The organism is Salinispora pacifica DSM 45544 (assembly GCF_000378845.1).
In the GTDB taxonomy this organism is placed as follows: domain Bacteria; phylum Actinomycetota; class Actinomycetes; order Mycobacteriales; family Micromonosporaceae; genus Micromonospora; species Micromonospora pacifica.
On the sequence record NZ_KB905359.1, the window covers coordinates 4879299 to 4895015 of the forward strand.

The 15717-nt window shown below is 70.9% G+C and carries 6 protein-coding genes; 2 read left to right on the forward strand and 4 right to left on the reverse strand.

Annotated elements, in window-relative coordinates:
• Positions 1–115 precede the first annotated feature (115 nt).
• Positions 116–1594, reverse strand: a complete 1479-nt coding sequence (locus tag SALPAC3_RS0122395; RefSeq protein ID WP_018223405.1) for an aminopeptidase P family protein — start codon at positions 1592–1594, stop codon at positions 116–118.
• Positions 1595–1714: 120 nt separating this feature from the next.
• Here SALPAC3_RS0122395 and asnB point away from each other — a divergent pair, with 120 nt between their 5' ends.
• Positions 1715–3676 carry an asparagine synthase (glutamine-hydrolyzing) gene (gene asnB / locus SALPAC3_RS0122400; protein WP_018223406.1) on the forward strand — a complete coding sequence of 654 codons (1962 nt, stop codon included), beginning with the start codon at positions 1715–1717 and terminating at the stop codon, positions 3674–3676.
• A 121-nt stretch (positions 3677–3797) separates the two neighbouring features.
• On the opposite strand, the gene SALPAC3_RS0122405 is transcribed toward asnB, so the two are convergent.
• The 3 genes from SALPAC3_RS0122405 to SALPAC3_RS0122415 form a co-directional block, all read right to left on the reverse strand.
• Entirely contained in the window at positions 3798–10940 is a 7143-nt protein-coding gene (locus tag SALPAC3_RS0122405; RefSeq protein ID WP_026185820.1) for a type I polyketide synthase, read from the reverse strand.
• An 89-nt stretch (positions 10941–11029) separates the two neighbouring features.
• On the reverse strand, positions 11030–11887 hold the full coding sequence (locus SALPAC3_RS0122410) for a methyltransferase domain-containing protein (protein ID WP_018223407.1): 858 nt from the start codon (positions 11885–11887) through the stop codon (positions 11030–11032).
• A gap of 29 nt (positions 11888–11916) precedes the next feature.
• Entirely contained in the window at positions 11917–14403 is a 2487-nt protein-coding gene (locus SALPAC3_RS0122415) for a lantibiotic dehydratase (RefSeq protein ID WP_018223408.1), read from the reverse strand.
• A gap of 101 nt (positions 14404–14504) precedes the next feature.
• Here SALPAC3_RS0122415 and SALPAC3_RS0122420 point away from each other — a divergent pair, with 101 nt between their 5' ends.
• The gene (locus SALPAC3_RS0122420) at positions 14505–15713 is read left to right on the forward strand and encodes a M20 family metallopeptidase (protein WP_026185821.1); all 1209 of its coding nucleotides are present in this window, start codon (positions 14505–14507) and stop codon (positions 15711–15713) included.
• The last annotated feature ends 4 nt before the right edge of the window (positions 15714–15717 follow it).

Here is a 15717-nt window from a genome sequence, read left to right on the forward strand (position 1 = left end):
GCAGCTGGCACGGGCTGGCCCGAAAAGGGGCTACCCAGACGAAAGGCCCCGCCGCTGGGCCGGTGACCGTGCGGTCACCGGCCCAGCGGCGGGGCCGAAAGGTGGTCGTCGAGGTTTAGCCCGGCAGGCGCGGGCCCGCCTCCCGCTGTTCAGCCAGCCAGGTCTCCACGTCGCCAGCGGTCCGGGGGAGCCCGGCGGAGAGGTTCACCGTGCCGTTCGCCGTGACCAGGACATCGTCCTCGATCCGGATGCCGATGCCGCGCAGCTCCTCCGGCACCAACTCGTCCTCGGGCTGGAAGTACAGGCCCGGCTCCACGGTGAGTACATAGCCCTCGCCCAGGGCGCCGTCGCGGTACGCCGCACTGCGCGAGTTCGCGCAGTCGTGTACATCGATGCCGAGCATGTGCCCGAAGCCGTGCAGGGTCCACCGTCGGTATACCGCTGACCTCTCGTCCATCGCCTCGTCCACGCTGACCGGTAGTAGGCCCAGCTCAGCCAGGCCTTCGGCGAGAACCCGCATGCAGGTCAGGTGTACGTCCTTGAACGCCACGCCCGGCCGGATGAACTCGATGCCGGCCTGCTGCGCGGCGTACACGATGTCGTAGATCCGATGCTGTAGCGCGGTGAACCGGCCACTCACCGGGAGTACCCGGGTCACGTCGGCGGTGTAGAGGTGGTCGTTCTCCACGCCCATGTCCATCAGCAGCAGGTCACCCGGGCGGGTGGTGCCGTGGTTGTGCACCCAGTGCAGGATCGTGGCGTGCTCGCCGGCGCCGACAATCGAGCCGTAGCCGATGTCGTTCCCGTCATGTCGGGCCCGCAGCGCGAAGATGCCCTCAAGCAGCCGCTCGGAAACCCCGCGGTCGGCCGGGAGGGCCCGGGCCACATCCTCGAAGCCGCGAACCGTGGCATCCACCGCGTCCTGGAGTTGGGCGATCTCCCACTCGTCCTTGACCAGCCGTAGCTCGGAGATCGCGCTGGCCAGTTCCTGGTCGCGGGGCGGCTGCCACGGCTGCCGCCGGCCGTCGTACGGGCGCAGGGCCGCGTCGACCCGGGCGTCGAAGCCGCGCAGCACTCGGGTTCGGGCCGGGGCGAGGTCGGCCAGGGCGGCGTCCAGGTCAGCGAGGTCGGCGGTGGGCATGCCCAACTCACTCGACTTCTCCGCGAGGGTGGGCCGCCGGCCAAGCCACAGCTCGCCGTGCCGGCTCCGGAAGAACTCGTCGGTCTGCCGGGACGTGTGGGGCCGCAGGTAGAGAAGGGGCTCATGTCCGGAGCCGGTCGGACGGAGTACGAGCACGCTGTCCGGCTCGTGGTCGCCGGTCAGGTACGCGAAGTCGCTGCCGGGACGGAAACGGTGGGCGGTATCGTTGGCGCGTACCTGCTCGCCTCCGGTGGGGATCACCAGGGTCTCGCCCGGGAAGGCCGCGGAGAGGGCCGCCCGGCGCTTGGCGTGGTTGGGCGCCGCCGGGTGCGGGACAGCCGGCAGCGGACTGTCTCGCCAGCCCTGTCGCATGAACGTCAGGAGCGCCGCCGGGAAGTTCGGATCATGCGACTCCGTACCCCCTGGATCGCGGTGGATGCGTTCCTCGGTCATCGCCGCCCCCTTCGCGTTGTCGCTGGTCTCGACAGTATCCGACGGGGCCGGGCCGGCGGCTGAAGCTGGTTGCGCGGACGGCCGCTACGGCCGCCACCGGGGCGTGAAAAGATGACAACTATGTGCGGACTCCTGGCCTTTTTCAGCGCGCGCGGAGACGCCGCGGCTCACCGCGACCACATCGCCAACGCGTTGGAATGCCTGCACCATCGTGGCCCGGACGAGACCGGGGTGGAGGTTGTCGGCGACGCGTCCGGCCAGTACGCGGATGGTGTCTTCGCCCACAAGCGGCTGGCGATCATCGATGTGGCGTCCAGTCACGAGCCGCTGCCCTACGCGAACGGTCGCTATCTGCTGACCTTCAACGGCGAGATCTACAACTACATCGAGCTGCGGGAGGAGCTGGCCCGCGACTACGGGGCGCAGTTCGCCACCTCCGGTGACGGGGAGGTGATCGTCGCCGGCTACCACTACTGGGGTGAGCAGGTGCTCACCCGGCTGCGGGGGATGTTCGCCTTCGTGATCTGGGACCGGCAGGAGCGGCGTGCCTTCGGTGCGCGTGACTACTTCGGGATCAAACCGCTGCACTATCTGGAGACGGCCGACGGCCTCTACCTCGCCTCGGAGAAGAAGGCCCTGCTGCCGTTCACGCCGGCCAACTACCAGGGTGACGCCGGCATCGACACGGCCAGCCTCAGCCACTATCTGACGTTGCAGTACGTGCCGGAGCCCGGCACCCTGCACCAGGGGGTCCGACGGATCGGCTCGGGGGAGTACCTGACCTGGTCACCGGGTGGTCGAATCGATGTCCGTCGGTGGTATCGGCCGATGTTCCGGCCTGCTCCGGTGCCGGACGAGCAGAAGCTCTACCACGAGATCCGGGAAGCGCTGCGGGACAGCGTCCGGATTCACATGCGGTCGGATGTCCCGGTCGGTTCGTTCCTGTCCAGTGGGATCGACTCCACCGCGGTGGTGGCGCTGGCCCGGGAGTTCAACCCGAATATTCTGACCTTCACGGTCGGCTACGACGTGCCTGGCTACTCGGAGATCGATGTGGCCCAGGAGTCGGCCCGCCATCTCGATGTCACCACCATTCCCACCAAGATCGGGCCGCAGGACATGATGTCGGCGTTGCCGAAGATTGTCTGGCACCTGGACGACCCGGTCGCCGACCCGGCGCTGGTGCCGCTCTACTTCGTGGCGCGTAAGGCCGCCGAACACGTCACGGTGGTGCTCTCCGGTGAGGGTGCCGACGAGTTCTTCGGTGGCTACACCATCTACCGGGAACCGCTCTCGCTGAGCTCGGTCAACGGCCTGCCCGACGGCGTGCAGAAGGGGCTGCGGGCGGTGTCGAAGGCGATCCCGCAGGGGGTCAAGGGCAAGAGTTTCCTGGAACGTGGCACCACCCCGATCGAGGAACGCTACTACGGCAACGCCCGGATGTTCACCGAGGAGGAGAAGCAGCACCTGCTGCGCCGCTACGACCCCTCGGTGCGCTACACCGACATCACCGCCCCGATCTACGCCGAGTGCACCGAACTCGACGACGTCACCAAGATGCAGTACGTGGACCTCTACACCTGGCTGCGTGGCGACATCCTGGTCAAGGCGGACCGGATCTCGATGGCGCACTCGCTGGAGGTGCGGGTGCCGTTCCTGGACCGGGCGGTCTTCGATGTGGCGTCGAAGATCCCGGTCGAACTCCGGCTGCCCCCACGCTCCGACGCCACCAAGTATGCGATGCGCCAGGCGTTGCAGGGCGTGGTCCCGCCGGCGATCGTCAATCGCCGGAAGCTGGGCTTCCCGACCCCGACCCGGGTGTGGCTGCGGGGCGAGATGTACGAGTGGGCCCGGCACATGCTGGCCACCTCGGGCGCCGGTGACCTGATCGACCTGCCGTACGTGCTGCGGCTGCTCGATGAGCACAAGCGGGAGGAGGCCGACCACTCCCGGAAGGTTTGGACGGTGCTGATCTTCTGCATCTGGCATGCGATCTTCATCGCCAAGACGTTGGACCCGGGCATCCAGCGCAACCAGTCGGCCCTGTTGACGAAGCCGGTTGTCGGCAGCATGGTCCGCTGAGCGGGCCGAGGAGCGTCGGGTCGACCGCCCGGGTGTGGCCCCGGACTCGCCGGGCTTGTCGGGGCGGCTTCACGAGCCGCCCCGACGCCCCTCCCGGGCCGAGTTGATCTTCCAGTGAGATTCAGTAGGACAGCCCGGGGCAGTACACCCCGCCCTCCGGTGTGGTGTAGCTGCCCAGTGAGATCAGGGTCTCCAGGCGGAGCAGCGCGACCCCTCGGGTGCGGGCGGCCCAGCTGAGCAGGCCTGGTGCCAGCCGGCCCGGGATGCGTAGCCGGGGGGCCAGGCCGTGGGGATCCTGGCGGCGCATCAGCTCACCCGCTCCGGCGTACAGCGCCCGCGCCGCCGCCTCCGACGTGGCGGTCAGGTGGCCCAGGTCGGCCAGGCCGGTGGTGTAGCCGGCGAGTTCCCCGTTGGTCTTGTCCAGCACCACGTACGGCATCGACCACTCGAAGGCCCGCTTGGCCGCCATGTGGATCTCACTGTCCCGGGAGTGTCCGTTGATCTTGCGGTACAGGGATTGGCAGCCCGGAACATCCGCCTCGGTCATGGCACGCACCTCGAAGCCCGCCATGTTGCCGGGAGTCGGCGGGGCGTACCCCACCATCAGGGAGAGCTGTTCCTGTGGCACAAAGCCGAGTGACGAGTACAGCCGGTAGGCCCAGGTGTTGTTGGCGACCTGGACGGCCCGTACGGAGGAACAGCCACGCCGCTCGCTGGCGGTGACTATCGACTCCATCAGCAGCCGGCCCACCCCACCTCCCTGCGCGTCGGGGGCGACGCTCACCGGCCCGAAGGCGGCGACCTCCTCACCCAGCACCAAGAAGTTGGAGCCCACCACCGAGCCCGTCGCATCGACCGCTACCTCACTCACACAGCTCGGTGCGGCGAGCCGTCCCTGGAGCATCTCCAGCACCGCCTGCTCCGAGGACCATTCCGGTGGTAGACCCAGCGCGGCGTTGGTGTCCTCGAATGCCCGATAGCAGATCTGGGCCAACCGCGGCAGGTCGGCGGTGGTCGCCGGGCGGATGTGGAGGCGACCGCCGGCGGAGGCCGGCGCCGGGTGCGCGCCGGGCGGCGGGAAGTAGCCCACCCGGACGAAGAAGTCGACGTACTTCGCGAACAGGTCCTGGGTCATGGCCGGGCAGTCGATGCCGGTGCCGGCCAGCAACGCGCGGGTTTCGGCGGTGTCAACCGTCAGGTAGTGATTACGTCCGCTGTAGATGGTGGACTCGAAGCTGTCGACCATCGCCACCATGCTGTTTTCGGGGTTGGACCGTACCCGCCTGACCCACGGGTCCCAGCCCAACTCGTCGAGGCGATAGCCCCGCACCCGCAGTGCGTCCATCATCTCGACGAACGGCAGATGCGTGTGGTTGGCGAGGTGGTGGTTGCGGTTGCCGGCGGCCGGGTTCCGGGACAACCCCAGGATCGCTGAGCTGACGTAGTCGACGGGCACGAGGTGGAAGATCCCGGCCGGGTCGGCCGGAACGGCCTCCGCCTGCAGGATGCCCTTCATGCTCAGCCACACGAAGTCGTGCCGTTGGCAGCGGCCCAACTCCGAGTCGCCGGAGATCTCATCGACTCGATAGATCGACACCGGCAGCCCGCGTTCCCGGGCGATCTCGATGATCTGCTCCGCGACCAGCTTGGTCTGTCGGTACCCGGAGGAGAGGGCCGTGGCGGGCCCCGGCAGGTCGGTCGACTTCAAAGCGACCCCGGGTACGACCTCGGCGGCGAAGACACCCGTGGACGACACGTGGTGGACCGGAACGCTGCGATGCCGGGCGGCCAGCCGCAGGATCTCCTCGGTGCCGGTCACGTTCGCGGCCTTCAGCGAGGAGTACGGGTAGAGCCCGTTGACGGTGGCAGCCGCGTGGTAGACCGCGTCGACCCGGCGGGACAACTCGTCGTACCGCTGCGTCGACAGGCCGAACCCGGGAGTGGCCAGGTCGCCGACGACCACGGACAACCGGTTCGGATCGATCTCGTCCCAGAGCTGATACCACTCGAGGTTGTCCCGTAGCCGGTCCAGGGCCGGTTTCTCATCGGTGGACCGAACGAGGCAGTGCACCACGGCGTTCGTGCTCCGCATCAGGTCGCGGAGGAGGAACGCGCCGAGGAAGCCGGTCGCTCCGGTGAGGAGGACCTCGCGGGGCTCGGTGGCGGCGGTGATGACCTCGTCCGCGCAGACGATGTCCGCGGCCAGACTTACCTCGGCGGCGAAGTCCACCTGCTCCTCATCGTCGTCGGCGGCGCGGAGCACCCGGCCCAGCAGGTGATCGGCGAGGACTGCCACGGTGGGGTATTCGAAGACCAGCGAGGCGGGGAGGTTGACCCCACTGAGGTCGCGGATCTGGTTGCGCAGCTCCACAGCGGTGAGGGAGTCGAAGCCCAGATCCAGCAGGGACTCGTCCGGATCGAGCTCGTCCGGGTCCGCGTGACCGAGTACGGCGGCGACCAGAGTCTTGACGGTCTGGACCAGCTCCAGGAACTGCTCCTCCTCGTCCAGCGGGCCGAGTCGAGCCGCGAGCATGGCGCCGGCCAACTGCGCGGCATCGGCTGCCGGGGTGGCGCCCGTCGACGGCCCGGTGCCGGCGGATCGCTGGGTAGCCGCCGCGGAGAGGTGGGACGGGTCGGCCCCCGCAACCAGCTCGCGGGGGGCCGGACCCGGGCTGGCGGGCGGCGGCACGGTGGCCGGTGGGAGCCAGTAGCGCCGTCGTTGGAACGGGTAGGTGGGTAGGTCGACCTCGGGTCCGCCGGTTGGCGGGAAGAAACCCTCCCACTCCACCGGGAGACCGAGGGCGTGCAGGGCGCCCAGGGCAGCGACCTCGGCGCCCGACCGGCCGCGACGGCACAACGACACCGCGTGGTGCTCGTCCGCACCGAGGGTCTCCCGCACCAGCGCGGTCAACACCCCGTCCGGACCGAGCTCGACGAAGGTGTCGGTCCCCTGCCTACGGATCGCGTCTACCGCCGGTGCGAAGCGAACCGGCTGGCGGAGTTGCCCGACCCAGTACTCCGGGGTGAGTAGCTCCGCACCTGCGGCCGCGCCGGTGACGGTGGAGACGATGGGGATGGTCGGTCGCCGGTAGGTCAGCGACTCGGCGACGGCCCGGAAGTCGTCCAGGACGGGATCCATGTGGGCAGAGTGGAAGGCATGGCTCACCCGGAGACGGGTGGCCCGCCGCCCGTGCTCGGCCAGTCGGGCGGCGAGCGAGGTCACGGCCTCCTCGTCGCCCGAGACGACGACCGACCGGGGTGCGTTGATCGCGGCGATTCCGATCCGCCCCTCCTCCCCGCCGAGCAGGGGCAGGAGCTCCTCCTCGGTGGCTTTGACCGCGAGCATCGCCCCGCCCGGGGGCAGCGCCTGCATCAGGGCACCCCGGGCGTTGACCAGGCGGGCCGCATCCGGCAGCGAGAGCACCCCGGCCACGTGTGCCGCGGTGAGCTCGCCGATGGAGTGCCCAGCGAGCACGCTCGGGTGTACCCCCCAGGAACGCAGCAGGGCGAACTGGGCGACCCCCAGCGCGAAGAGGGCCGGCTGGGCGAGACCGGTTTGGTGGATCGACTCGTCGTCCGGCGCCTCAGCGGGCGTCAGCAGGGCCGACCGTACCTCCGGTGCCAGGTGACCGCAGACCTCGTCCAGCGTGTCGGCGAAGACGTCGAAGCTGTCGTAGAGGTGCCGGCCCATGCCCTGGTACTGCGCGCCCTGGCCGGTGAAGAGCGCAGCCACGGCCCGGCCGGGCACCGCGCGTGCCATCGTCAGCCCGGCCGACGGCGTACCCGAGGCGAGGGCCTCCAGGCCCGCCAGGAGTTGCTTGGTCTCCGTACCCACCACGGTCGCCCGATGATCCAGACTCGCGCGCGAGCGAGCCAGCGCGCGGCCCACGGCCACCGGGCTGAGCTCTGGCGTGGAGCGCGCCATCGAGGCCAGCCGGGCCGCCTGCGTCCGCAGCGCCACCGGCGACTTGGCGGAGAGCAGCCAGGGTACGACGGCGGGGCTCCGGGGCTCGGCAACGCTCGCCGACACCGGCGGCTCAACCGGGCTCTCCTCCACGACCACGTGCGCGTTGGTGCCGCTGATCCCGAAGGCGGAGACCCCGGCCCGCCGGGGCCGGCCGGACACCTGCCAGGGCCGGGGCTCGGTCGCCAGGCGTACCTGGCCGGAGGTCCAGTCGACGTGCGGCGAGGGTTGGTCGACGTGGAGCGTGGCCGGGAGGGTCTGGTGGCGCATCGCCTGCACCACCTTGATGAGACCGGCAGCACCGGCAGCCGCCTGGGTGTGGGTGATGTTGGACTTGACGGATCCGAGCCAGACCGGCTGCTCCGGTGCCCGCCCCTGCCCGTAGGTGGCGAGAATCGCCTCGGCCTCGATGGGGTCACCGAGTGCGGTCCCCGTGCCGTGCGCCTCGACCAGGTCGATGTCGGCGGGGCCGAGCCGGGCGGCGGCGAGGGCCTGCCGGATCAACCGCTGCTGGGCCTGGCCGTTGGGGGCGGTGAGTCCGTTCGACGTACCGTCCTGGTTGACCGCGCTGCCCCGGATGACGGCGAGTACCTTCCGTCCCGCCCGGCGCGCGTCCGAGAGGCGCTCCAACAGCACGACCCCCGCACCCTCGCCGAAGGCGGTGCCGTCCGAGGCCGCGGCGAACGCCTTGACCCGGCCATCCGCGGCCAGACCGCGCTGCCGGCTGAACGTGATCAGATCGTCGGGGGTGGCCATCACGGTGACCCCACCGGCGAGGGCGAGGCGGGACTCCCCGGAGTGCAGCGACTGACAGGCCAGGTGAAGCGCCACCAACGACGCCGAGCAGGCGGTGTCCACCGTGATGGCCGGACCCTCCAACCCGAGGGTGTACGCGACGCGTCCAGACAGCACACTGCCCGAGGTGGCGAAGCCCAGGTAGCCCTCGTACTCCGAGGCCGCGGTGGCCAGGGAACTGTACGTCTGCCCCTTCGTGCCGATGAAGAGACCGGTCGGCGAGCCGGCCATCCGGGTGGGATCAATTCCGGCGCGCTCGAACGCCTCCCAGGCGATCTCCAGGAGGATCCGCTGCTGTGGGTCCATCGCGGTGGCCTCCCGTGGGCTGATCCCGAAGAAGGCGGCGTCGAAGCCGGCGGGGTCGGCGAGAAACCCGCCCCGGGTCACATAGCTGGTGCCGAGGTGGTCCGGGTCCGGGTCGAAGAGGGTGTCCAGCGGCCAGTTCCGGTCCTCCGGGAGCTCCGTGGTGGCGTCCCGTCCTTCGGCGATCAGCGTCCAGAGCTGGTCCGGATCATCGACTCCGCCGGGGAAGCGGCAGGCCATCGCGACGATGGCGATCGGCTCGTCGGCGTTGGCCCAGCCGGTCCGCTCCGGGGTAGCGGTGGGTTCGGCCGGTGCGCTCGCTCCGCTCACCTCGGTGACCAGCCGGGCCGCAAGGGCGGTAGGCGTCGGATGGTCGAAAACGACGGTCGCCGGCAGCCGTAGCCCGACTCGCGCGCAGAGCCGCTGACCAACCCCGACGACGGCGAGGGAGCCGAGCCCGAGGTCGACGAAGGGCTGGTCGGGTCGGACCTGATCGGCGGTGTCCAGCCCCACGGCACGGGCCACCTCGGCGCGGATCAGCTCCAGGACGCTCCGGGTCCGCTCGTTCGGCGGCATCTCCCGCAACTGTGCTGCCCACTCCGTACCGTCGATCGGCCCGGCCTCGTCGGGCTCGCCGTCCGGGTTGGCGATGCCCAGCAGCTGGGGGTTCGCCTCCGCCAGCAGGTGTCGGGTGATCTTGCCGGTGCTGGTCCGTGGGACGCGTTCGATGGTGTAGAGCTTGTCCGGAACCTTGAAGAAGGAGAGCAGCCGCCGGCAGTGCGCGAAGACCGTCGCCGCGTCCACGCCCTCCGGGCCCGGCACCAGATAGGCCACCGGGACCTCACCGAGCACGTCGTGTGATTCGGCGCCCACCGCCACGTCGGCTACCCCGGCGGCGGCGCGCAGCACCTCCTCGACCTCGACGGGGTGAATGTTCTCGCCCCCACGGATGATCAGCTCCTTGCGCCGGCCGGTCAGGGTCAGGTGTCCCAGGGCGTCCCGTCGCCCAAGGTCCCCGGTGCGGTACCAGCCGTCGCGCAGGACCGCGGCGGTGGCATCGGGCTGCCGGTGGTAGCCGAGCATGAGGTTCGGTCCGGCGACCCAGACCTCGCCCTCCTCTCCGGGCGGCACGTCCTGGCCGGTCTCCGGGTCGACCAGGCGGATGTCCACGCCGGGCAGCGGCGGCCCGACGGAACCGGGGACCCGCTCCCCGAACGGCCGGTTCGAGGTGATGGCGCCGGTCTCGGAGGACCCGTACTGGTCCACCAGGGGAACACCGAACGCCTCCTCGAAGCGTCTGCCCAAGGCGGCGCCGCTCGCCGATCCCGCCACGAAGCCGAGTCGTAGTGCGGAGAGGTCGGTGCTGGCGTCGGCGTCCTGGTCCAGTAGGTAGTGGTAGGTGGTCGGCACCCCGGCCAGGAACGTGACGGCCTCCTCGCGCAGGAGGTCGCGAACCTCGGACGGCGCGAACCCGCTCATCAGCCGCGCACTCGCGCCGACCGCGGTAACCCCCAACACGCAGAGGTTCTGCCCGAGCCCGTGGAACAACGGCATCGGCCACAACAGACGATCCTGTTCCGACAGCCCCAGCACCGGCGCATGGCCCGCCGCCACCAGCCACAACGAACTGCGCAGTGAGTACAGCACCCCTTTTGGCCGGCCGGTGGTCCCGGACGTGTAGAGCATCCACGCCGGGTCGTCCAGGGGGGCCTCGTCCGGGGCCGGTCCGCTCGGCTCGGTGCCCATCAGCTCTTCGTAACTCACCGTCGCTGCTGCGGCGCGCTCCGCCGTTGAAGCCTCGCCGGTGCAGATGATCCGTGGCGGTTGGCCCGGGCGGTGCCGCCGGCCCACCTGGTCGAAGCGGGCCGGGTCGCACACGATGACCGTCGGTTCGGCGTCTTCGAGGAGGTAGTCGATCTCAGCTGTGGCGGCCTGTGGGTTGAGCGGTACCGCGATGCCGCCGGCCCGGATCACCGCGAGGGAGCTCTCCACCGCCTCGACGCTGTTACCCATCAGGATCACGGCTCGCCCACCGGACGCCAACCCCAGGGCGGCCAGGTGCCCGGCCAGTCGAGCGGTCCGCCGATCGAGGTCGGCGTAGCTGACGCCACGCTTACCGTCGGCGAAGGCGATCTTGTCTCCGCGTTGGGCGGCGTGTCCGCCGAGTAGCTCGGACAGCGGCCGGATCAACTCGCTACGCATGTCTTCGTACCTTTCGGCTTCGTACTCTGGGGTAGATGTGGGCGGACGATGCCGGTCAACGGACGACGCCGGTCAGGGCAGGGCGTCGGTCAACGAAGGGCGCGGATCGTCCGGGTCGGGCAGGAGAACTCCAGCGAACCGTCGGAGCCCGCCAGGCTCCGCAACGCGGTCCGGGCCGCATCGGTCGCCTCGGTCCGTCGCTCCGGCGGCACCAGTTCCCACTGCATGCGCGGGGTGACCGTCCAGGTCCAGGCGAGATAGTCGTCGACTGACTCGAATCGGGACTTCGCTGGAACGTGCTGAATCTCGACATCGGTGAAGCCCGCCGCCAGAACCGCTGCGGCGGTCGACTCCTCGGAGACCAGCGGTCCGTCGAGACCGAGGACCAGCCGCCACGGATCGTCCACGCCCTCCGGGAGATGGGCGGACAGCACCTCGGCCAGAATCTCCGCCGACTCCCAGCCGGCGGCGAGTCGACCGTTCTCCGTGGGAAAGGTCGTCGCGACCAGCCGTCCGCCGCTGCGCAGCGCCGCCGCGGCAGCGGCCAACGCCTGCTGCGGCGCCGGTAGCAGGAACAGGACCATACCGGCGCTGATTGCGTCGAAGGGCTGGTCAACGGTGAAGCTCTGGATATCACCGAGCCGGACCTGTGCCCGGTCGGCCAGTCCGCGGGCCGCAAGGTCGGCCCCACACGCCTCAACCATGCCGGGCGCCTGGTCGATGCCGAGCACGAACCCCCCGGGACCGACCTGGGCGGCGATGGGAAACAGGCAGGCGCCCCGGCCGCAGCCGAGGTCGAGCACCCGCTCACCCGGGGTGAGCTCCAGCCGGTCGGCGACCATCTTGCCCAGTGGGTGGAAGACGAGTTGGCCGGCGGAATCGTACTGGTCGGCGGACTTGTCGTAGGCGTCCCGGACCTGGGCGGTAAGGCTGCTCTTCTCGGTCATGACCTTCTCCTTGGTTGCGGTTGCGGTGGCTACGTGCGGTGGGGGACGGCATCGTCCTCGTCCGCGCGGGCCGGGGCTGTCGGTCGTACCACCGCACCGAGGCGGAGCTCGGCGCAGTGCGGCTGGTCGTTGGGGCGCCACCACAGCTGCTCCGGCGTGGGCAGCATCTCGGAGACCACGACGTCGGCCGAGGTGAGACGGGCGAGGTCGAGCACCGCCATCGGGTCGGCGAAGTCGACGTACAGCGGCTTTGGTTCGGCGGGATGCCGGACATAGACGTGGCGCGGCAGCCGGTGCTGCGCCCGGATGCGGTGCAGCGCCAACCACTGCCCGTACGCGTCCTCGGCGCGTTCCGGGAGCCGTACCCGCCACCGGGCGCGTTGCAGCACGACACCGCCGACGACGATGCGCGGCGTGTAGCTGCCGAGGTCGATCGAGACCGGGCCGAGCGCCGGGCGGGAGAGCGCCCGGTGCAGGGTGGAGGAGAGGTCTCCCGGCCACAGCAGCCGGCGTTCGCCATCGATCAGGACGGCGTCTGCGGCGGCGGGGACGTGGGCCTCGGCGATCGGCACCACCTCGGCGCGGTCCTTGCTCGACAGGCCACTGAGTTCGATCGCCACCCCCGGCAGTTCCGGGGTGACGTGGGCGCTGCGGCGGCGGGAGACGATCGTCGCGGCCGTCCGTGGCGACACCGCCTGCTCGACCCGGGTCACGAAGTCCGCCCAGAGCCCGTCCGGATCGCTGTGCAGGGGTCGCTCCAGCCCCCCGAAGATGGAGCTGCAGTCGTCGTGCAGCTCCGAGAGCACCCAGGTGGCGGTGGCGGGGTCCGGGCCGACAACCATCAGGTCGGGGCTGGGCAGGCAGGCGTCGTCCGGGTCGAGGGAGACCAGGTCCCACAACGGGGCGAGGGCATCGGCGAGTACGTGTGGGTCGAGGTCGACGACCGGTGGACGGTCGGCGACCACCGTCAGGTCTCCGACGGCCTTCGTGACCAGCTCGTGCAGGATGCCATCCAACTGGTCCCGCCGATCGGTACGGGCGGGGATCTCCCGCGCTGCGAGGGCCGCGAGCGGGGCCGACGTGCCCCGCAGCGCGGTACACAGCGCGTCCCGGGCGTCCTCGCGGGCCAGCAGGGCGGCCAGGAAGGTCAGCGGGAGGACGGCCTCGGTGACCTGACGGATCCGGTCAACGATGGGCGCGCCGAGGCTGACCTGCTCGCTCAGTGGACTTGACCTGTCCTCGTGGAACAGTTCCCGATCGGCGTAGTGCTGTCCACTGTTGCGGGAGGCGTCCCCGCCGGCCCGGGCACTGGCCTGCTGCGCCGCGGCGAGCTGTGGGACGCGGTCCGGCCATCCGGCCTGGGCGTACCTGTCCCGACAGGTGGCGAGTTCGGCAACCGTGGGGGTGGGGTGCTCGCTGGCGAGTCGGGTCAACGCGTGGAGCTCGGTGGCCGGAAGGCGCCAGGGCGAGACGGTCAGCGCCGGCCCCAGCGCCCGCACCAACCGTGCCAGGCGTTCGTCGGACTGCTCGGTCGTCCCGGTGGCGGCCAGTAGATCGGCCAGGTGGGCGCCGGGGCTTTCCGCTGCCGCCTGCCACAATGCCAGCGCGGCGGCGGCGACGGTGAAGCGGCGGCCGTCCACGACCCGTTCCAGCACGTGCTCCGGGCCCGGCTGGCGGAACAGGGGACTGGGCCAGGCGCGCTGGGTACGTAGTGGGGTCTCACCGGCGGCCTGCTCGCGGAGCTGTTCGACCAGCCAGGCGCTGGCCTCCACCACGACGCGCTCGGGCCCGGGTGCTCCGACCCGAATCGCCTGGTCCTGTTCCGGGCGAAGGCTGCTGAACAGCACCGGGCCGAAGAAGGCGACGGTTTCGCACTTGGTGGTGAAGCGGCGAAGGTAGCGATGCAGGGTGTCGAGCCGGCGGCGCAGCGCCCGTGGTAGGTCGGCACCCGCCGCCGACCAGCCGGGGTGCTCCAGCGGCGGCGTCCGCAGCGCGGAGTGGAAGAAGCCCGGGTTCGACACGAACACGGCGTGCCGGAAGGCATCGGAGCTGGCGGCCTCCGCGGTACGCAGTCGGGCCTGGCGCAGCGCACCGTCGAACTCCGCGCGGAGCGTCGTCAGGTGTTCGGCGTGCGTGTCGACCAGGGTGTTCCACCGCGAAGCCCACCGCGGCGCTCCCGTGGCCGCCAGGATCTCGCTGCCCCGCTCGTCCAGCCGCGCCCCCGCCTCTATCCGCCGCCGACAGCTCTGCAACGCGCGCAGGGATCGTTGGCGGGGTTCGAGTTCCCGGACGGCCTCGCGCGCGCTGGGCCAGCATTCGTGCAGAAAGTGGACCCGGGCCGCCTCGATCTCCTGCTCCGCGGCGAACACCTGGTCGGCCGCGGCGATGAGGGTCGTGGTGGCGAGCCCCGCCACCAGCTGGACTGGAAAGCCGGTGCTGCGGAGCAGCGCCGACGGTACGGTCTCGACGGTCAATGCTCCCCGCCCGGCCGGCACCGTCCAGGTCAGTGCTGCCATCGTGAGCCTCCTGACTGGTCTCGCTTTCGGCTGCCGGCTCGGGTAGGAACGGGAGGAGCCGGGTACGGCACCACGGCCCGGCCGGTACGACGGGAGGGAACATGCCGCGGATGAGGCTCAGCCCCGAGGTACGGCGTCGGTGTGCGGACGCTGTGGACCAAGCCGAGGATCGCCTGCTCGCCCTGTCGCGTAGCTTGCACGCGGAGCCGGAGACGGCGTTCCGGGAGCATCGCAGCGCGGCCAAGGTGAGCGGTCTGTTGCGCGACGAGGGCTTCGCGGTGGATGTCGGCGTCGGCGGCCTCGACACCGCCTTCACCGCCCGCTTCGGCGACGGTCCGCTGGTGGTCGGGCTCTGCGCCGAGTACGACGCGCTGCCGGGGCTCGGCCACGCCTGCGGACACAACATCATCGCCGCGTCCTCGGTCGGCGCGGCCCTGGCGTTGCGGGAGGTCGCGGCGGAGCTCGACCTCACAGTTGTCGTGGTCGGCACGCCCGCCGAGGAGGATGGGGGCGGCAAGATCACGCTGCTGGAGGCCGGGGTCTTCGACGAGGTCTCGATGGCCATGCTGGTCCACCCCGCGCCGGAAGACAACTGCACCCCTCGCCCGCTGGCACTGGTCGAGTTGGAGGTCACCTACACCGGTCGGGAGTCCCACTCCGCGCTCGCACCGCAGCTGGGCGTCAACGCCGCGGACGCGTTGACCATCGCCGAGGTCGCGGTGGGGGTCGGGCGTCAGCACTTCGAGCCGCGCCAACTGGTGCACGGCATCGTCACCCGCGGCGGCGACGTGCCGAACGTGGTGCCGGCGCACACCCGTGCCCGCTACAACCTCCGGGCGGCCGACATGGAGTCCCTGAGCCGGCTGGAGTCGCGGATTCGGGACTGCTTCGCCGCGGGCGCCGTCGGCAGCGGCTGCACGCACGAGGTCAGCGCCACCCCCGCCTACGCGGAACTGGTGCACGACCCTTTCCTGTCCGAGGCCTACCGCTCGGCGGCTACCGAGCTGGGCCGGCCGCTGGTCTCCCCTGAGCAGGAGCGGGAGATGCCCACCGGCAGCACCGACATGGGCAACGTGAGTCGCGCCCTGCCCAGCCTGCACCCGAGCATCGGGATTGACAGCGGCGACGCGGTGAACCACCAGCCCGAGTTCGCCGCGGCCTGCGTGGCCCCCGGTGCTGATCGGGCACTGCTGCAGGGCGCGGTCGCGCTTGCCTGGACCGCCGCCCAGGCAGCCCAGGACCAGTCGGCCCGGCAGCGGCTGCTGGACCTGCACCGGGCGCGCGGCACGTCGACGGCGAGCCCACGGTAGCGGT

Coding starts and splice junctions, on each gene's coding strand:
- SALPAC3_RS0122405 (WP_026185820.1), bottom strand. CDS start 10,940: ATGCGTAGCGAGTTGATCCGGCCGCTGTCCGAGCTACTCGGCGGACAC.
- SALPAC3_RS0122395 (WP_018223405.1), bottom strand. CDS start 1,594: ATGACCGAGGAACGCATCCACCGCGATCCAGGGGGTACGGAGTCGCAT.
- asnB (WP_018223406.1), top strand. CDS start 1,715: ATGTGCGGACTCCTGGCCTTTTTCAGCGCGCGCGGAGACGCCGCGGCT.
- SALPAC3_RS0122415 (WP_018223408.1), bottom strand. CDS start 14,403: ATGGCAGCACTGACCTGGACGGTGCCGGCCGGGCGGGGAGCATTGACC.
- SALPAC3_RS0122410 (WP_018223407.1), bottom strand. CDS start 11,887: ATGACCGAGAAGAGCAGCCTTACCGCCCAGGTCCGGGACGCCTACGAC.
- SALPAC3_RS0122420 (WP_026185821.1), top strand. CDS start 14,505: ATGCCGCGGATGAGGCTCAGCCCCGAGGTACGGCGTCGGTGTGCGGAC.